The following is a 19,784-nucleotide window of genomic DNA, read 5'->3' on the forward strand; positions in this document are numbered from 1 at the left end:
CTAGCACTCCTTTATTAAATATTGATAGGTTTAAAGTCGCAATTTCATATGAAAGTTGAATTGTTCTAGACGTTATTTCCTTTTGTGTGTTTTTTTTAAGATTTCTATAGGAAATTTATTAAATTCTTGTTCTTTTTATTATGATTGTCGATTTTTTCTTGATTTTTCTCTATTTTAGTGAAGCCATGGGGGCTTATGCAGGTAGTTTTAGAAAATGATGAGAAGATTTTATTAGAACGTTTGCGGGAAGGGGATCAATACGCCTTTAGTTTGCTTTATGATAGATACAAATTTCCTCTGGCCTCTAATCTTCTTAAATTTCTTAAATCGGACGATCTTGCAGAGGAGGCTCTTCAGGATCTTTTTATTAAAGTCTGGGAAAATCGTCTCAAAATTGACCCAAATAAACCCTTCAAGGCCTTTCTTTACGGTGTTGCCAAGAATCTTGTCTATGATATCTTCAGGAAATCTGCCCGGGACAAACGCCTGGAAGATCAATTGATGCAGGGTGCCATAGAGTATAGCCATATAGAGGAAGGATTGTATCAAAAGGAATATCAGAAATTACTTGATGAGACCATAGCTCTTTTGCCGCCCCAACGGCGTTTGGTATTTACTCTTTTTAAAATCGAAGGGAAATCTTATAAAGAGATCAGTGAAATGCTTGGAATTTCTCATTCAACTATAAATGATCACGTTCAAAAAGCTAATATCTTCTTGAAAACTCGACTTTCTTCTTCATCTAAAGCTTTCTTTTTGTTTTTTTCTGTGTATATGTTAAGGTAATTTATATTTTTTATTAAAAAAATATAAAAAGGAGCCGTTAGTTTTCTTTTCTTAAGCGTATCTAATAGAAAAGACTGCTTTGAATACCGGCGAAAATACAGAAAAACTGTTTGATAAATATCTCAAAGGGACTTATAGTCTCGGAGACTTTCATAAGCTTCAGGAGCAGTTCAGTACTGATGGCAACCGGGAACAAATTCTGGATTATCTGGATAAGGAACTGAATGCTGCCCCAATTGAGAATGAGTACTATTCCGCACGTGTAAGGGCTTTGGTGGATCGGACAGATAAGGTTATTGCCGAAAAGATTTCTATTAAGGGGGCCAAGGGCAATGAATATATAAAACTTTGGAACAAGGTCCTTATAAAATATGCGGCGGCAGCCCTTCTGATATTATCAACACTGGGTATCTACTTAAGCAGGAATCTCAAGGAGCAGCGTCAGGTTGCCGATCATTCAGCTAATGTTCGCCCCGGTACAGATCGGGCAGTTTTAACGCTGGCGGACGGAAGGATCATTGAATTGGATAAAACTGCAAGTGGGGAGCTTGCAAAAGATGGAGGAACTATCATTCTTGGACTTGGCGCTGGTGATCTTGCGTATCAGGCTTCAAAAAATAGTACAGACACGGCTTCCTTAAATACGCTCTCAACTCCAGCGGGAGGGCAGTATAAAATACTTTTATCTGATGGAACTGTCGTGTGGATGAATTCATCTTCTTCTATTACCTATCCCGTGCAATTTGGAAACACAAGGAAGGTCAGGGTAAGTGGTGAAGTATACTTTGAAGTGGCTAAACGCAAGTCGAACAATGTCCGCTCTCCATTTATCGTCGAGACAAAGGATCAAGAGATTCGTGTACTTGGAACGCACTTCAATGTGAATGCCTACACTGAGGAAAGCTGGGAGAAGACAACTCTCTTGGAAGGCAGTGTACTGGTTTCCCTGTCAGGAAGGCCTTCTAAAAATATCCTGAAACCTGGAGAACAGGTTACTCTTAGCCGTGATAGGAACCTTTTACAAATTAGCGCTGCTGATACCGAGGCTGCCACGGCCTGGAAGAACGGCTATTTCATTTTTGCCAAGGAAGACCTTGGAAGTATTATGCGAAAAGTAGAACGCTGGTACGATGTTAAAGTGAGCTATGATCAAATAAATCCTGAAGCTTTAAGATTCGGAGGGATCGTTTCACGATCGAAGAGCATCAAAGAAGTATTGCAGTTAATGGAGTCAACCGGAAAAGTTCATTTTGAAATTAATGGAAGGAGGGTAGTTGTTATGAGGTAAGTGCTACGTTTTCTGGTAGCTCAAAAATAACCAGGAGTGAGTTCGAGGCACTCCCGGTTAAGCCGGAGAACCGGTATATCCGGGCTACCCAAATAATTTAATCGCTACAATTAATTCTTCAGTTCAGAACCCAGACTTTCAAATGTATGAATTTCTATTCGTCTTTTACAGCCTGTTTTAAAAGCAGGCCCGTATTTAAGTTCCTGTTAGTTATGAATATAACTTCAGTTTTTTTACTCCTGGCCACCCTGCATATCTATGCTGCGGGTTATGGGCAAAGGATTACGCTCTCGGAGAGAAATTCTTCTCTTGATGAGGTAATGAGAAAGATCGCAACGCAATCCGGCTACGACTTTTTTTACAGCGCGGACGTACTTAACAGGTCAGGCAAGGTGACTATCCAGGTTCACAATGCTCCGCTTGAGGAGGTGCTTCAGCAGTGTTTTTCAACACAAGCCCTTAGCTATAGTATTAACCAGCAGGAAAAGACTGTATTGGTTAGGGAAGAAAGCATTTTACAAAAAATGAAAAACCTGGTAAGTCTTCCAATTAATATCACCGGAAAGGTGATTGACGAAGAAGGTAATCCTTTACCTGGTGCTAGTGTAAAGGTAATAGGTGTTAATAGATCAACTGTAACAGATTTTAAGGGTGAGTTTAATCTTAGCGGAGTGGAGGAGTCTGCCTCCCTTATCATAAGTTATGTAGGTTTCGAAAATCTGACAGTGAAGGTGAAGCAGAATCTTGGCTCGCTCAAATTGAAGGCTGTTTCATCCAAGCTTCAGGAAGTAGTGATCAATAAAGGTTATTATGAAACCACTCAGAGATTGAATACGGGTTCCGTAACCAGGATTGATGCAGCAACAATTGCCCGGCAGCCCGTTTCCAATCCTCTTCAGATTTTACAGGGACAGGTACCAGGGATGTTCATTCGGTCAGGTTCTGGTGTAGCTGGGGCTGCAAGCTCTGTTGTGATTCGAGGCCGGAATTCGCTTATGGGCAATTCGATGCCTCTTTATGTAATTGATGGTATACCTTTTAGTGGTAACACTCTCGACCAACAAGGTGGAGGACTGATTCTGGGAGGTCAGACCAACGGCGGAACAGATCCTTTGAATAATATTAATCCACTTGATATTGAAAGTATCACTGTCCTGAAGGATGCTGATGCAACAGCTATTTATGGTTCCCGGGGAGCCAATGGGGTTGTGCTTATCACGACGAAAAGGGGAGGGAAAGGAAAGCCGAAACTGGATGTTTCTGTTACAAGAGGTGTAGGGCAAATACCTAAGCAGCTTGAATTGCTTCCCCTGGAAGAATACCAGGCAATAAGGAAACAAGCTTTTGCCAATGACAATAGAACAATGACAGAAGCGCTTGCTCCGGATGTGCTTCTGTGGGGAGCTGAAAGCAATACAGATTATCAGGATATGATCATTGGAAATAACGGTGATTTAACTGAAGCTAATGTTAGTCTTTCCATGGGTAATACCCTTTCTTCCCTGTTGATCAGCAGTAGCTACCGTGATGAAGAAAGCGTGTTTACTGGAAATTTTGGTTATAAACGTGGAGGGGTAAATGTTAGAGCCGGACATTCAACTGCAGATGGTAAATTAAAAGTGGACTTCGGCGCTTACTATTCGGGAAACAATAACCATATGCCGAGCGCGGACTATACTTCCTATTCCATTACGACCCCTGGAAATTATCCGATGTATCGCAATGGAAGCATGTATTGGGTAAACTCCATAAGCAATCCGGCAGCAATGACAAAAAGTTCCTTTAATATTTCTGGCAATAGTATCAATCTTAACGGTGAGATCACCTGGAATTTTATTAAGAGTACAAGTTTTAAAACCAGGGTAGGTTATAACAGGAATGAGCAGCAAATGAAATACCTCTACCCTGCATCCTCTTCAAACCCGGCGTTTGGGAATGCCTCCCAAGGATTCTATTCCTCCAATAATGGGGGAGTAGTATTAGTGGAACCTCAGTTAAATTATGCTGCTGACATTTTGAAAGGAAGATTGCAAGCGACAGTAGGTGGTAGCTGGCAGCATGGGCAGTATAATAACCCTTATTTTGTTTATGCACTTAATTTCTCATCAGAAGCCCTGATGGAAAGTTTCACCAATGCAGCCACTTTTTCGCAGGTGAAGAGCATGAGTCAGGAAAATAAATTTGCTTCTTTATTTGGGCTTTTAAATTACAACCTGCATAATAAGTATGTCCTCAATGCGGCAATCAGAAGAGATGGTTCATCAAAGTTTGGTGTTGATCATCGTTATGGAACATTTGGATCTGTTGGGGCAGCATGGATATTCTCGGAAGAGCCCTTGATTAAAGATTTGAATATTTTCAGTCTTGCTAAATTAAGAGGTAGCTATGGAGTAGCAGGAAATGATGCAGTACTTGGAAATTATGATTACATGGATACCTACTCGACCACTTATGGTGCTTACGGAACATCACCCGGTTATGCTCCAACGAGGCTTTCTAATAGTGAACTTAGATGGGAAAATACCCGGAAACTGGAACTTGCCGGAGAGCTTAACTTTTTTGAAGGTAGATTAGCACTTAACCTTGATTGGTATCATCACATCTCCGATAACATGTTGTTTTCAGGGTTTCCTGTTGCAGCGCAAACAGGGTTCAGCAGCTACACGGGGAATCTGGACGCAAAGGTGCGGAACAGGGGAATCGAGGCCGACGTTAGACTTATTCCAGTAAAGAAGAAAGACCTTGAATGGAGTATCGGTTTTAATTTCACCCGGTCCAGAAATCAGATCACAGAAATGTCTGAGACCGTAAAGAATCAGTATTCAAATAATTATGTAGTTGGGCAACCTGTAAATACCATAAAGGCTTACCGGTTTACAGGATTTAAGGATGGGGTAGCGGAGATTGCTGACCTGAATGGTGATGGCAAATTCGTCGGCAACCTGGCAAATGACTTCTATATAGCAGGTACTACTGATCCAAAGTTCTTCGGTGGACTCACCACTGCGCTTACATACAAAGGCTTTAGGGTGGACATGTTTTTCAATTATGTGAAACAGTCAGGTAACTCAATCGCAAATTTTCCCGGGCTAATCAACCGTATGACTATGGATCTTCACAATTCAGGATTTAAACCGAGTACGTTGACGAGTTCTGCCTCTTATCTGTCTTACTCTAATTATTATGTCAGTTCAGATGCTCGCGTAGTTGATGCCTCCTACATCCGCCTGCGAAATCTTAATGTTTCTTACACTCTGCCGGGTAATTTTACTCAGAGGCTAAAAGTTAAACAGGCCCGGCTTTATCTTCAGGGGCAGAATTTATGGACAGGGACCGATTACTACGGTTTCGATCCGGAGGTTCAGGGAACTACACTTCCTGCCCTTAAAGTGATGACAGCCGGAATCCAGTGTTCATTCTAATCTGAATCGTATGTCAATAAAAATATTATCAAAAGCTTTTACTAAAGTTTATGCTGTCCTGCTAGTGGCAGGTTCACTCGTTTTCACCTCCTGTGAGAAGTTGCTGGAGGTAGATGTTCCGGTAAACCAGATGGTTTCAGAGAGTGTTTACAGCGATTCACTTACAGCTCTCGCCTCCCTAAATGGCCTATATAGCTATATGTACAATGGTACGGGTCAGTTAGCGCAGTCGTATTTCAGTTTTAATGCCAGCCTTGTTCCCGCTCGTTCAGCGGATGAATTGACCTACCGCTCAGCGAATACTGACGAGTTTGTTACTAATAGTATTACGGTTGCAAATGGAACTGTTTCCAGCGCTTGGGCGAATGCTTACAGGGCTGTCAATCATGCTAATGGGATATTGGAGGGAGTTTCGGCTTCACCTCTGAGTCCCTCACTTAAGCAGCAAATCAGCGGCGAAGCAAAATTTTTAAGAGCGTTCTGCTATTTCACATTAGTCAACATGTTTGGCGATATTCCGCTGGTCTTGACAGCTAACGTTGAACTGGTTAAAGACCTGCCGCGTGAGAACACTGCTAAAGTATATGCTCAGATCATAACAGACCTGACAGAAGCCAGGGATCAGCTCCCGCCCGATTATTCCTGGTCGGGGAATAATCGCACAAGGGTAAATAAATGGGGTGCTTCAGCTCTTTTGGCCCGGGTTTACCTGTATACTCAGCAGTGGGACATGGCAGAGGCGGAAGCCACAAAGCTAATTTCTCAAAATACGCTTTTTAGCCTACCTACTTTATCCCAGGCTTTCCTTAAGGCTAGTTCTGAAGCAATCTTCCAATTTTATACTAACGTTAACGGCTATACCTTCACCGGGAAGGAATTACTTCCAGGGGCAACAGATATCGTTTATATCCTTACTCCCCAGTTGGTTGCTTCTTTTGAGCGGGATCCCCTCCGCCCGGAAGGGGAGGATGACCGGGCTACAGAATGGGTAAAAACAACTACGGCGGGCCTGCCTTATGCCTATAAATATCGAAGTAATACTGCTGGACAAAACACCGAATATGAGATGGTGTTGCGCCTTGCCGAGCAATACCTGATACGAGCAGAGTCCCGTGCACATCAAAACAAATTAACAGGGGCTATTGAAGACTTGAACGTTATTCGTACCCGTGCAGGATTAAGAGGAACAGAAGCTGTAACGAAAGAGCAAATCCTGTTGGCTATTGAACATGAACGGCAGGTCGAGCTTTTTTTGGAATGGGGGCACCGTTGGTTTGACCTGAAACGTACCGGAAGGGCAGATGCCGTGTTGAGCCCTGTGAAAGGAACTGCATGGCAATCCACTGACGTATTGTACCCAATTCCTGCAAGTGCCAGGACCATAAATTTAAATCTGGGCCAGAATGATGGCTACTAATAAAATCAGTTTAACAAGGAAGAGGGTATGACCTCTTCCTTAATAACAGACATTATGATCAAGAAAATTTTTATTCTACTTGCAATACTACCGGCGACCGTTTTTGCTGCTGGTGGAAAGTTTACCATCAAAGGGAAAGTCGGAACGTATAATGCACCGGCCAAGATCTATATCAATTTAAAAACGAAAGACGGCTATAAGCAGGATTCAGCGGTCCTGGTGAACGGCTCTTTTATGCTTAGTGGCGAGGTGGATGAACCTTATAAAACGAGAATGGCCATTTCTGAGAAAGGCATCCAGGGCTCGGTTATGGCAGTTAATGTTATTGATATTTACATTCAACCTGGTACCATAACTATTGATAGTCCCGATAAAATTTCAAATGCTGTGTTAGGAGGGACGCTCTTGAATGATGACTTGCAGAAACTAAGGAGCCGTTTACTTCCTCCGGCAATAGCCCTGGAGAAAGCACGGGAAGTATTTGATCGAACTTCTTCCAGCCTTGAGAAGGAGAAGGCGGAACTGACAAAAGCTTTCATCTCAGAGAACCCTGATTCGCCAGTTGCTGCAGATATAATCTCTGAAATGGGAGGAAGGACGCCTAAGGTGGATGAATTAGAAAAGCTTTACAATACCCTGGGATCAAACGCAAAAAAATCAGGCCCTGGTAAAGCGCTGGCGCTGAAGATTTCGGCATTGAAAAGTACCTCTGAGGGCTCCCTCGCTCCTGATTTTACGCTACCTGATACTTCAGGCAATAAAATTAGTCTGAATTCATTGAGAGGTAAATATGTGCTAGTTGATTTTTGGGCATCCTGGTGTGTCCCCTGCCGGATGGAAAATCCTAATGTGGTAAAAGCTTTCGAAGCTTTCAGAGATAAAAATTTTACAGTCCTGGGAGTTTCACTAGACAAGGCTTCAGCCAGGAAGGCATGGCTGAAGGCAGTGCAGGAAGATAAATTGCCCTGGCAGCAATTGTGTGATCTGCCGGAAAAGGGCCCTTCTGCTGCATCTTTGTATAATGTAACTGCAATCCCTTCTAATTTCCTGCTTTCACCTGAAGGAAAGGTAATTGCTAAAAATCTAAGGGGAGAAGATTTGATGGAAAAACTGAAGGAGGTGCTTTCTAAGTAATAGGATTTTATTTCAATATCTAAATAGTCTGTCCTAAAGTACCATAAATTCTCATTAGACGTTATTTGGTTTCTGTAATCAAACTCCGATATTGGGAATTCGAATTTTTGTAGGGGATCTTAATTAATAGTGTTCAGATTATCGTATATATAAGAAAACTCGCTGCATCTTACTGCAGCGGGTTTTTGTTTGTCTGGCACTCTTGCAAAAACGTATTTAATAAAAACACATACTAGCATTAATGAAGCGTACATTACTTCTTTCGGCTTTTCTTATTAGTGGAGAGCTATTGATGGCTCAATCTAAGAAACAGCCCAAAACACCTCCTGCACCTGCTCCTGTTGCACCTGCGGCTCCTGGCGCGGCGCCCGTAAATCCAAATCCTGTAAATAAAGCTCCGGCCTCAGCACCTAAGCCTTATTCTCAGGTTATTACTAATAAAGCTGTTACTGATGACGGTTTTTTCAAAGTACATAAACTGGAGGAAAGGTTCTATTTCGAAATTCCAGATTCCCTTGTTGGTCGCGATATCCTGGTTGTAAACCGTATCAGTAAAGCTGCTGCTGGAGTGAGGGTAAATATGGCAGGTTATGCCGGAGACCAAATTGGTGACAATGTGGTACGTTTCGAAAAAGGACCTTCTCATAAGCTCTTTTTGAAAAGTATGTCGTTTGGTGAAAGGGCGTCGGATACTACGGGAATGTTTCACTCTGTTTTAAATTCTTCAGTTCAGCCGATCGTTGCTGCTTTTGAAATAAAAGCATATGGCAAAGACTCGGTGAGCAAGGCCGGAACTTCTGTTATCGATATGACAGACTACCTAAACAGTGATAACGATATCTTCTTCTTTGATCAGGGTGCAAAAAAGAACTTTTCCTTAGGTAATATCCTTGGGGATCGTTCTTATATCGATGGAATCAGGGCATTTAAAACAAATATCGAGTTACGAACAGTAAAAACTTACATGAAAACAAGTACGCCGATGCCTTCTGCACCGCCGTCTTCTTCTCCGGTAACTTATGAATTAAACAGTTCTATTGTTCTTTTGCCAAAAGACCCAATGAAGCCGAGGTACTTTGATCCAAGGGTTGGCTATTTCGCAACCGGTTATGTCGACTTCGACGCTAATCCACAAGGGGTAAAGCAAATTGCATTAATTACCCGCTGGAGATTGGAACCAAAGCCTGAGGATGTTGAAAGATATAAAAGAGGCGAGCTGGTGGAACCTGCAAAACCTATCGTTTTTTATATAGACCCAGCTACTCCCAAAAAGTGGATTCCATACCTGATACAAGGAGTTAATGATTGGCAGGTGGCATTCGAAAAAGCTGGCTTTAAAAATGCAATCATGGCTAAAGAAGCACCAAAAGACAGGTCATGGAGTATTGACGATGCAGGACATAATGCTATCGTTTACAAACCTTCCGATATTCCAAATGCTTCCGGTCCACATGTCAATGACCCCCGTAGTGGGGAGATTATAGAAACCCACATTAACTGGTATCATAATGTTATGAGCCTGGTGCACGATTGGTATTTTATTCAGGCAGCTGCTATTGATCCTAAAGCGAGGAAAATGAAGTTTGATGATGAGTTAATGGGGCAACTGATCCGGTTCGTATCCTCTCATGAAGTTGGTCATACTTTAGGTTTACGTCACAACTTTGGCTCTTCTTCCACCGTTCCTGTCGAAAATCTAAGGAACAAGAAGTGGGTGGAAGAGCACGGACATACGCCTTCCATCATGGATTATGCCCGCTTCAATTATGTGGCTCAGCCAGAGGACAATATTTCATCAAAAGGAATATTCCCCCGTATTGGCGATTATGATATGTGGGCAATCGAGTGGGGTTACAAATGGTTGCCGGAATACAAAACCCCGGCAGAAGAAAGTGCAGCTTTAAACAAGGTGGTAATAGCTAAGCTTGCTGCAAACAAAAGACTTTGGTTCGGAACTGAAACAGATCCAAATGATCCCCGTTCTCAGAATGAAGATCTTGGTGATAATGCAATGCTTGCCAGTACCTATGGAATTAAGAACCTGAAACGTATCCTGCCCAACATAATTAGCTGGACTAAAGAGCCTAATGAAGATTATTCGAGCGCAAAAACGATATATCAAGGCTTGGTAACGCAGTACGGCCGTTATATGGGACATGTGGCCAAGAACGTTGGAGGCGTCTACAGTACTCCGAAGCGAGTGGAAGAACAGGGTGCTGTTTATAAACAAGTACCTTTTGCCGTACAAAAACAGGCTGTGGCCTTTTTAAATAAAGAACTATTCAATACACCGACGTGGCTGGTAAATAAACAGCTGGCTTCTTATACCGGGGCTGATCCAGTTAGTTCAATCCGAAATATTCAAACAGGTGTTTTGGGAAGATTATTAAATCCAGGTAATCTTATTAAACTAGTCAATGCGGAAGCTACCTTTGGAACAGGAGGTTATACTGCAATTAACCTCTTCGGCGATCTGAAAAGGGGAATATGGACAGAACTGCAGAGCGGCGCTACTGTTGACCTTTTTAGAAGGAACCTACAGAAGGCGTATATTGATAATCTTGATAACCTCTTAAAAGAACCTTCCGGAGCTGCCCAGTCTTCTGGTCCCGGACCTCGTCCTGGTTCTGCCGGAGCTTACCAAACAGATATCTCCAGTATTGTAAGGGCTCATTTAGTTAATTTACAGGCAGAGATTCAAAGGGCGGTACCAAAAAGCAGTGGAATTACCCGCTACCATCTACAGGACTCTGCAAACAGAATTAAGCGAATCCTGAACAGGGATGATGCTTAGTGGATTTTCTTATATGTTATTCTTGAGATCCCGCTAGTCCTTTCAATCCGGAAGGATAGCGGGGCTTATAATTTTTAAAAGCTTAGCTTTCTGAAGAAAAATCGGCTTTCCTCTTATACCATTTACATATGACCAACAAAGAAGAGATCTTTCAATATTTGAACCAGAGTTTTTCGCAATTCGAACCAGGTCTTAAGGATACGCTTGTGGATTCGTGTACTATTAGGCGTTTTACGACAGGGGAAGTGCTTATGGAACCAGGGCAGTATTTCCGGGCTACCATGCTCATCGTTGAAGGACGGGTGAAGCTCTACAGGAAGGGGGAAGACGGGGAAGAGTTCTTTATGTATTATATAGAGCCTGGTGGAGCTTGCGCACTTTCGATGATCTGTGCAGCTAAACAGGAGACGAGCGAGGTAAGAGCAAAATCAGTTGAAGAAACTGTTGCCTTAAACGTACCTATACATTTGATGGACAATTTGATGAAAGAGTACAAGAGCTGGTACTATTTCGTTCTGGATACTTATAGGAGCCGCTATGAAGAATTGTTGGCCGTTATCGATAATATTGCTTTTAAAAACATGGACGAGCGTCTGAGATCCTACCTTAAAAAACAGTCTGAGAAGTTGAAAACACGACAGTTACAAATAACACATCAGGAAATTGCAAATGATCTGGGCTCTTCAAGAGAGGTAATCTCCCGCTTATTGAAGAAGATGGAACAGCGGGGAGACCTGGCTCTCAACAGAAGCTTCATTGAGTGGAAATCCTAAACTTATTTACCAGGGAATGTTTATGTCGAAGAATGAAATTTGGGCGAATTAGAGTTTTTTTAAAAAGGGTGGTAAGGCTTCCGGTATAATTAATGGGGCAGTTTATCTTTAATTGTTCCGTATAGATAAGTGCCGGCAAGGGCTCCAATTACTATAATGATCATTGCTAAATAGCCGTAACCTATATTAACGAACATGGGGCCTGGGCAAGCTCCGGTTAGTGCCCAACCAAGTCCAAAAATAATACCTCCGATAATATACCTTGGCCAGGTTCTGTTTTTGTCAGGGAAGGAAATAGGATTCCCCTGGGTGTCTTTCATCCGAAATTTTTTGATTAATGCTACGGCCATTAACCCTAACAGAACTGCAGTTCCTATGATTCCATACATATGAAACGATTGAAAACGGAACATCTCCTGGATACGATACCATGATATGGCTTCAGACTTGGCCATGATCACGCCAAAAAACAGTCCTGTTAAAGTATATTTTAGTCCTTTCATCTTATAATTTTAAAATATTAATGGTAATAGTAAATGAGTCATTACCAGCCCACCTATAAAAAATCCGATCACTGCTACTAACGAAGGGAGCTGCATATTAGAAAGGCCGCTGATTGCATGGCCAGAGGTACAACCTCCTGCATAACGGGCGCCGAACCCTACCAAAACTCCTCCAATGAGTAGGAGTAATATTCCTTTCGGGGATTTAAGAACTTCTGTCCCAAAAAGCTGCGATGGGTTAAGTCCGCCGTCAAAAGTTATTCCCAATGCTTTCAGATCTTTGATCGTTGCTGGCGATAGCAGAAGCGGTTCATCGTTTTGCAGTAACGTTGAGGCAAGTACGCCTCCCAAAACTGAACCGAGAAGGAAGAGCAGATTCCATTTCTGTGTTTTCCAGTTGAAGTCAAAGAATCTCACTCTTTTCCCCGCACCTGCCATGGTACAAATGGTATGAAGGTTTGCCGATACACCAAATTATTTTCCAAAAAATAAGAGCGTCACCATGACGACGGCAATGGCTGCTCCAGAAATATACCAGGGCCAAGGTTGTTTAAGTAGTTCGATCATCTTGTGGCGATAGAAGATTGATAAATAGATGGTTTTATTTATCCGATTGTGCTGGGACAAACATAAGGGCTAATTTCAAATTTTCCTGATTCTTTCAGTGCTTTAAATCCGCCTTTTATGTCTATGAGATTATGGTATCCTCTTGCTCTTAATATAGAATTGAAGATCATGGAGCGATATCCACCTGCACAATGAACGTAATAAGTCTTATTCTTATCCACCTGAGACATGGTTTCATTTATATACTCAAGTGTTGCATTTTTTGAATTTATCAAATGTTCTGAATAGTGCTCTGTATTTTTACGAACGTCCAAAACATTTATCTCTTCCTCTTTCTTTACTCTTTTAGCCAGTTCTTCAGGAGTGATCGATTCAATGCTGTCAACTTCTTTTCCTGCCGCCTTCCAGGCTTCAATTCCCCCTTCAAGGTATCCTATTGCCTTGTCGTACCCGACGCGAGCTAAACGGGTAACTACTTCTTCTTCACGGCCAGCTTCTGCAATGATCAATAGTGCCTGGTGGATATCCGTAATTAAAGTTCCAACCCAAGGGGCGAAACTGCCGTCAATCCCGATATTAATTGAATTAGGTACGAAACCCATGGCAAATGTTTGAGGATCGCGGGTATCAAGAAGCAAGGCTGCTTTTTCATTTGCGGCAGCCTCAAAAGCTTGCGGTTCTAGAGCCTGTGTACCTTTTTGTAAGACTTTTTCAAAGCTCTCGTATCCTTCCTTATTCAATTTTACGTTTGAAGGGAAGTATGCGGGTGGAGGAGTGAGACCATGTGTTACTTCTTTTATAAACTCCTCCCGGCTCATATTCTCCCTTAAAGCATAGTTGGTTTTCTTCTGGTTACCAAGCGTATCGGTAGTTTCCTTACTCATATTCTTTCCACATGCAGAACCTGCCCCGTGAGCGGGAAACACAATGATATTATCATTTAAAGGCATAATTCTAGTCCTCAAGGAATCAAAAAGAATTCCTGCAAGCTGCTCCTGGGTCATGTGTGCGGCTTTTTGAGCCAGATCGGGCCGGCCTACATCACCTATAAATAGGGTGTCTCCCGAAAATAAGGCTGTTTCTTTTCCCTGCTCGTCCGTCAAAAGATAGGAAGTTGATTCCATAGTGTGTCCGGGAGTATGGAGAACCCTGATCGTCATTTCTCCGATTTTGAATTCTTCATTATCTTTCGCGATGTAAGCCTCAAAGCTGGGATTGGCATTGGGCCCAAAGATGATTGGAGCAGCAGTTTTTTTCGAAAGGTCCAGGTGACCTGAAACAAAATCAGCGTGAAAATGCGTTTCGAAAACATATTTTATGCTTGCTCCGTTTGCTTTAGCTTTTTCTATATATGGGCTAACTTCACGTAAAGGATCTATAATAGCAGCCTCGTTTCCTGATTGGATGTAATAGGCACCCTGTGCTAAGCATCCGGTATAAATCTGTTCGATCATGTCTTTTTTTGTTCGTACAAAAATCGGGTTCTCATAAAGGGGAGACGGTGACTTTAGTTACACAAGTAATTAACTGCTTAGTTCTTTAAATAAGATATAAAACCCCATTGTCAGCACGAACCAGCCAAAGCCTTTTTTAAGCTTTTCTCCCTGAATTTTCTTACTCAAAAAGCTGCCAATAAATATTCCCGCCACTGCAATTATTGTAATGCTAAGAAGGAAAGTCCAGTTTATAGTAAAGTGTCCAAGGTCACCCGCAAAGCCAAACAACGAGTTCAAAGCTATAATTGCGAGAGATGTTCCTACTGCTTTTTTCATCGGCAGTTTAATCAGGAATACCAAAGCTGGGATCAACAGGAAGCCTCCACCGGCACCTAGCAGGCCGGTAACGAGGCCAACACCTACACCGTATCCAAGAAGTTTAAGGGATTTAAACCTGCCCGAAAATTCCTCATCAGGTTCCTTATCCCTGGCCTCTCTGATCATGCTTATAGATGCAACGAGCATAAGTATCGCGAACAGAATCATTGTAAGAAAGGATTCTGTAACTGTAAAGCCGCTTATCGACGTGATTTTTTTAGGAATAACTGGTACCAGAAATTTTCGGGTTCCAAATACAGTGATCACTGACGCTGCACCAAAAAATAAAGCTGCTTTCAGACTTATCAAGCCTTTGCTGAAATTATTTACTGACCCAACGAGGCTGGTAAAACCGACAATAAACAGAGAGTAAGAAGTGGCAAGCAGTGGGTGAACACCGAAAATGTACACCATTACAGGGACGGTAAGGATAGAGCCGCCCCCGCCAACCAGGCCAAGAGAAATTCCGATTAAAGCTGATGCGAAATAGCCTAGTAGTTGCATGGTTTTGTGTTTATATTCCAAATATGATGTTTATCCTTGGGGAAGTCTGTGACTAAAGTCACCTGATCATAAGCCCTGTTTACCGCTATTTATTCTGTGGTAGAATTTTTCGAAATGTAAGCGGGATCATTTTTTTATACGGCTCCAAGCCGATATTTACTTTAACCAAATGTATAAACCGTGGAAGTTTATAAAAGACTTTTCAATGCTATTCCTAATTTTTCAGAAAGTCTGGATTAGCGGAAGTGAACAGCTTGCTGTCCGTCATCAATTGCAGAAACCGATTATAATACTAAGCCTATTTTTATGGAAACAGAACGTCCGCCCGTTTCATCTGAAGAATTCCTTATAGTTTCCCTTACTTGTTTTAGCGCTATGGACATTTTAGCGATGGAAGAAGGATACGATGCCATAACCCTTAATAGTGTTTCGGAAAGGACCGGGATTACAAAAGAAAGGCTGTTGCATTGTTTTAAGTACTTCGAGGTGCTCCTAGGAATGTACAATACAAAATTAACTTTATTTCAAATTGCCAAGATGAAGGACGCACGAATTAAGCTGGAGTGAAGAGGGGAATGAGAGAATGAGAGAATGAGAGAATGAGAGAATGAAAGAATGAGAGAATGAAAGAATGGGATATTGAGAACTTGTTGCTGAGAGCAAGGGCGAGATGAAATAGTGTAAGTTGTTGGAGTCTCCCCAACGAGCTCACACTAATAACCCTTGGCTTAAAACTACCTTAAAGAAGAAAAAGATTTTCCTAGCACACTCTTTGCTTTGAAATGAACGTTAATAATAATAGATTGCCCTTAGAAATTAAAAAAGTTAAGATCCTCTCTCAAATAGAAATCTTTGTTCAAGAGTTCCTTATCTCTCAAATACACACTTATCTATGTCAAAAGTTACCTTCAATAATAGTAATGCAGTTTTCTTTAAGAGATTAAAGGAGAAGGTTAATGGCTATTTTAATCAAAATGGAATTTCAAGAACCGGAGGATTACAGCTTTTTTTTAAAAGCCTGATTCTGGGTCTCTCGGCCGCAACAATCTACATAGTTCTCGTATTTTTTACACCGGGAACATTGTTGTCAGTTCTGCTTTGCGCCTTATTTGGATGCAATCTGGCGTTCATTGGCTTTAACGTAATGCACGAGGGCGGTCATGGCAGCTTCTCCAAATATAAATGGCTCAATGATGTGTCTGCCTATTCCTTAAATATTCTCGGAGGCACCATTCATTTTTGGAAGCAACGTCATAATATTGAGCACCATACCTACACCAATATCGAAGGCCTGGACCACGACATCGATATTAAGTTTATGCGCATGCATATGGAACAAGTCCGTCACCAGTATCATAAATTCCAGCATATTTACTGGGTGTTGCTTTACGGAATATCATACGCAGCCTGGATCTTGTACCAGGATTTCGAAAAATACTTTTTACTAGTTAAAAATAAAGGCACTCAGAAACTCCCCCTGAAGGAACATGTAATATTTTGGACAACAAAATTCCTTTATTTAAGCGTCTATCTTTTAATTCCTATACTAATGGTAGGATGGGTAAAGGCGCTTATAGGTTTTGGAATTGCAAGCTTGGTGTGTGGTTTCTCTATTAGCATCGTTTTTCAGCTTGCTCATGTTGTAGAAGGTACTAATTTCCCTGAGCCGGATGCAACAACCAACAAAATTGAAAAGGAGTGGGCTGTACATCAAATTTGCACGACAGCGAATTTTGCTACAAAAAGCAGGATAGCCTCCTGGTTCCTGGGAGGGCTAAATTTCCAGGTTGAACATCACTTATTTCCCGGCATTAGTCATGTTCACTATAGGGATATTAATAAGCTCGTTAAGGAGACTTGTGAAGAGTTTAATGTTAATTATCTGGAGCACCGAACTATGGCCAGAGCTTTTTTCTCCCATCTAACACATATTAAGAAAATGGGCAGTCCGGTTTAAATCCTGGTGTTCATCTTCTGGCTTATCCTCGATAAGATTCGCCTCCAAATTTCGCTGGGGTGAATGCCTCTAGAAATAATTGCAGGAAATGTCTTGATTATCAGTAAATAATAGTTACATTTAAGGAATTCCAATACTCACCTCCTCTTAGGCATTGCCTTTACTCTGGTAATATTTAAGCGCCGCAATTAATCTTTTTAATAGCAAGAATTATGACATTCTTTAAGTATTACCGTGTGTACAAGAACCGCACCGAAGTGGCAGAAGTTTCTGTGAACGACTTTCATAGGCCGATTCCGAAAGGAAAGGAAAGATCCTTAGGTTCTACTAGCTATCATTTACCTTCCGATAATATGATGTACTACGAGTATACGGGAATTGTAGGTGCAATGGAGCGGGCAAAATCCGGAGCTTTAAAATATATTACTGCCCTGATTAAGGAAGGAGAGGCAGGTGTTGCAAGGCTGCTTCAATACCGGGTAGATAACTATGAAAATCTAAATGTTAGCCTGGTCGAATCAAATATCAGGAGAATAGAAAAAGAAATCAAAGGCCTGTAAGTAGAGAAGAACAGTCTCGATAGAAGATAATTTCCTTTTGTATTACTGGCATGAGCTGAGGCTCATGCTTTTTTCGTTTTAGGACGCCTTGGAAACTTACAAAGTCATTTACATAGATAAACAGGAATTCGAGTTTTCTTCAACTTTAAGCTTAATATTTAATTTTTTTTTAATTTCTTATTGCATTCTTTGTGCTGGATCAGGTTTTCCTGACGAAAAATACCCGGGACCTGAGTTATAATTGGGTAATACAAAACATATTGTTGATCCAATTCTTTAATGAAAAATGAGATAATTAATCCTGTGGCACTCACATAGCACCACATTTTTTAATTATCCTTTTATCTTATTAATCATTCCTTACTCGTGGCAAGGTTCTTACTCATTATAATTTGAAACATTTTAAACGTTTAAAACAATATTTGAAATTAGTGAGAAGGTTCTCTAACCGGGGATCTACTTCTGGCGAAAAGGTCAGAGCTCACCAATTACTGTTTTACTGGCTAAAATATAATCTATCTCGAAACCATTTTTTACTTCTTTCGGGCGTTCTTGTCGGCTGTTCGGCTGGCTTGGCCGGAGTTCTCTTAAAAGTGCTTGTTCATAATATTCATAATGTTGTTACCCGTAAAGTACTTTTTGAGGAGCAAATCTTCTACTATGCCTGCTTACCCTTCGTTGGTCTTGTAATTACGTCGTTAATTGTAATCTTTATCTTTAAGGGGCAGGATCGGAAAGGCATCCCGGCAATACTTTATGAAATTGCTAAAAATTCCAGTTTTGTATCTCCCGTTAAAATGTATTCTCAAATTATCCAAAGTGCTATAACAGTCGGCTTTGGTGGTTCCGCGGGACTGGAAAGTCCTATTGCTGTTACGGGTGCTGCTATAGGTTCCAATTTTGCCCAAAGGTATAAGCTTAGTTATAAAGACAGAACTCTACTTCTTGCAGCAGGAGCAACCGCAGGGATTGCGGCGGCATTTAATGCTCCTATAGCAGGGATGATGTTTGCCTTTGAAATCCTTTTAACCGGTGTTGTTTTTACCGATTTTATTCCCCTGGTTGTCTCTGCTGTGTGTGGAAGTTTACTTTCCAAGGTTATACTAAATGAAGATACATTATTTCAGTTTGGAAGGCGACACTCTTTCGACTACCACAACATAGTTTTCTACCTGGCGCTCGGGTTAGTATGTGGACTATATGCCCGTTATTTTGTCCTTATATCCCAGCGGGTGGAACGCTATTTTAAAAAGGTGGAACTTTCAAGATTGCAAAAGGCGGTTACTGGCGGCATCCTACTTTCTACGTTATGTCTCCTTTTTCCACCCTTATTTGGAGAGGGTTATCAAAGTATAAAGGATATGATCAATGGTAAGATTGGCCTTATTATAGAACACAGCTTTTTTCGATTCCTGGACCTGGGGAACTGGCTGGTAATTATTTTCCTATTTCTGATATGTATATTCAAGGCCTTTGCCGCTTCCATAACAATTCACAGTGGCGGTAATGGTGGTAATTTTGCCCCTTCATTATTCGCTGGTGGAGTTGTCGGTTATCTATTTGCTACCATTTGTATCCAATTAGGTATTGCAAATGTTCCTGTAACTAACCTCATTATTGTGGGCATGGCTGGTGTGATGAGCGGGGTTCTTTATGCACCTCTAACAGCAGTTTTCCTGATCGCTGAATCAAGTTCGGGGTATGACCTTTTTCTTCCCTTGATGATGGTATGTGTAATATCATTTTTGATCGCTAAATGGTTTTCTCCAATATCACCCGACTTAAAGCATCTGGCAGATAGCGGAAAAATATTTACGCACCAGTACGATAAAAACCTCCTGCTGCTAATTAACATATCATCACTAGTTGAGAAGGATGTTTCCAAGATTTCTATAGGTTCTTCTATAAACGACCTGATCGAGGTTATAAAATCAGGAAAAAGAAACCTTATTGCGGTGCTGGATGAAGATAGTCACCTGGCAGGAACTATAGCAGTGGATGAGTTGAGGCCAATTCTTTTTGACGAAAAAAAGAGATCTGAAATAGGATTGGCTGAGCTGGTGAAGTTTACTCCAGTCGTCGTTTATGAGAATGAAGACATGACTGGCGTTGCAGACAAGTTTGATCAGTCAGGCTCCTGGGTTTTGCCGGTACTCGATTCTACCGATCGCTTCGTTGGGTTTGTCTCTAAATCCACTTTCTTGAACACCTATCGTGAAATACTTAAGGAGCATTCAGAAATTTAATCTCCACTAATTTGGCTAA

At 41.4% G+C, this 19,784-nt stretch carries 15 protein-coding genes; 11 read left to right on the top strand and 4 right to left on the bottom strand.

Annotated features, from left to right (window positions below):
- Window positions 1-195 precede the first annotated feature (195 nt).
- The 7 genes from J4N25_RS18495 to J4N25_RS18525 all read left to right on the top strand — a co-directional run bounded on the left by J4N25_RS18495 (window position 196) and on the right by J4N25_RS18525 (window position 11,614).
- Complete coding sequence (locus tag J4N25_RS18495) at window positions 196-786, top strand: RNA polymerase sigma factor (RefSeq protein ID WP_207423283.1); 591 nt, start codon at window positions 196-198, stop codon at window positions 784-786.
- Window positions 787-865: 79 nt separating this feature from the next.
- On the top strand, window positions 866-2,074 hold the full coding sequence (locus J4N25_RS18500; RefSeq protein ID WP_207423284.1) for a FecR family protein: 1,209 nt from the start codon (window positions 866-868) through the stop codon (window positions 2,072-2,074).
- A gap of 212 nt (window positions 2,075-2,286) precedes the next feature.
- Window positions 2,287-5,496: a SusC/RagA family TonB-linked outer membrane protein gene (locus J4N25_RS18505; protein WP_207423285.1), complete on the top strand. Its 3,210-nt coding sequence runs from the start codon at window positions 2,287-2,289 to the stop codon at window positions 5,494-5,496.
- A gap of 10 nt (window positions 5,497-5,506) precedes the next feature.
- On the top strand, window positions 5,507-6,913 hold the full coding sequence (locus J4N25_RS18510) for a RagB/SusD family nutrient uptake outer membrane protein (RefSeq protein WP_207423286.1): 1,407 nt from the start codon (window positions 5,507-5,509) through the stop codon (window positions 6,911-6,913).
- Window positions 6,914-6,967: 54 nt separating this feature from the next.
- The gene (locus J4N25_RS18515; protein WP_207423287.1) at window positions 6,968-8,047 is read left to right on the top strand and encodes a TlpA disulfide reductase family protein; all 1,080 of its coding nucleotides are present in this window, start codon (window positions 6,968-6,970) and stop codon (window positions 8,045-8,047) included.
- 241 nt (window positions 8,048-8,288) lie between these two features.
- A complete protein-coding gene (locus J4N25_RS18520; protein ID WP_207423288.1) occupies window positions 8,289-10,841 on the top strand; it encodes a zinc-dependent metalloprotease in 2,553 nt (850 codons plus the stop codon).
- Window positions 10,842-10,969: 128 nt separating this feature from the next.
- Window positions 10,970-11,614: a Crp/Fnr family transcriptional regulator gene (locus tag J4N25_RS18525; RefSeq protein ID WP_207423289.1), complete on the top strand. Its 645-nt coding sequence runs from the start codon at window positions 10,970-10,972 to the stop codon at window positions 11,612-11,614.
- Between the two features lie 89 nt (window positions 11,615-11,703).
- Here the strand turns inward: J4N25_RS18525 and J4N25_RS18530 are convergent, their stop codons facing one another.
- The 4 genes from J4N25_RS18530 to J4N25_RS18545 form a co-directional block, all read right to left on the bottom strand.
- On the bottom strand, window positions 11,704-12,117 hold the full coding sequence (locus tag J4N25_RS18530; protein ID WP_207423290.1) for a DUF6691 family protein: 414 nt from the start codon (window positions 12,115-12,117) through the stop codon (window positions 11,704-11,706).
- Window positions 12,118-12,126: 9 nt separating this feature from the next.
- Complete coding sequence (locus J4N25_RS18535; RefSeq protein ID WP_242695942.1) at window positions 12,127-12,555, bottom strand: YeeE/YedE family protein; 429 nt, start codon at window positions 12,553-12,555, stop codon at window positions 12,127-12,129.
- Between the two features lie 167 nt (window positions 12,556-12,722).
- The gene (locus J4N25_RS18540; RefSeq protein ID WP_207423291.1) at window positions 12,723-14,138 is read right to left on the bottom strand and encodes an MBL fold metallo-hydrolase; all 1,416 of its coding nucleotides are present in this window, start codon (window positions 14,136-14,138) and stop codon (window positions 12,723-12,725) included.
- Window positions 14,139-14,207: 69 nt separating this feature from the next.
- Window positions 14,208-15,002 carry a sulfite exporter TauE/SafE family protein gene (locus J4N25_RS18545; protein WP_207423292.1) on the bottom strand — a complete coding sequence of 265 codons (795 nt, stop codon included), beginning with the start codon at window positions 15,000-15,002 and terminating at the stop codon, window positions 14,208-14,210.
- A 306-nt stretch (window positions 15,003-15,308) separates the two neighbouring features.
- On the opposite strand from J4N25_RS18545, the gene J4N25_RS18550 reads away from it, so the two are divergent.
- From J4N25_RS18550 to J4N25_RS18565, 4 genes are all read left to right on the top strand, one after another.
- A complete protein-coding gene (locus J4N25_RS18550; RefSeq protein WP_207423293.1) occupies window positions 15,309-15,569 on the top strand; it encodes a hypothetical protein in 261 nt (86 codons plus the stop codon).
- 325 nt (window positions 15,570-15,894) lie between these two features.
- Window positions 15,895-16,959 carry a fatty acid desaturase family protein gene (locus J4N25_RS18555; RefSeq protein WP_207423294.1) on the top strand — a complete coding sequence of 355 codons (1,065 nt, stop codon included), beginning with the start codon at window positions 15,895-15,897 and terminating at the stop codon, window positions 16,957-16,959.
- A 212-nt stretch (window positions 16,960-17,171) separates the two neighbouring features.
- Window positions 17,172-17,519, top strand: a complete 348-nt coding sequence (locus J4N25_RS18560) for a hypothetical protein (protein WP_207423295.1) — start codon at window positions 17,172-17,174, stop codon at window positions 17,517-17,519.
- 431 nt (window positions 17,520-17,950) lie between these two features.
- Window positions 17,951-19,765, top strand: coding sequence for a chloride channel protein (locus J4N25_RS18565; protein WP_207423296.1), 1,815 nt, complete (start codon window positions 17,951-17,953; stop codon window positions 19,763-19,765).
- The last annotated feature ends 19 nt before the right edge of the window (window positions 19,766-19,784 follow it).

The sequence above is a fragment of the Desertivirga brevis genome (assembly GCF_017355835.1).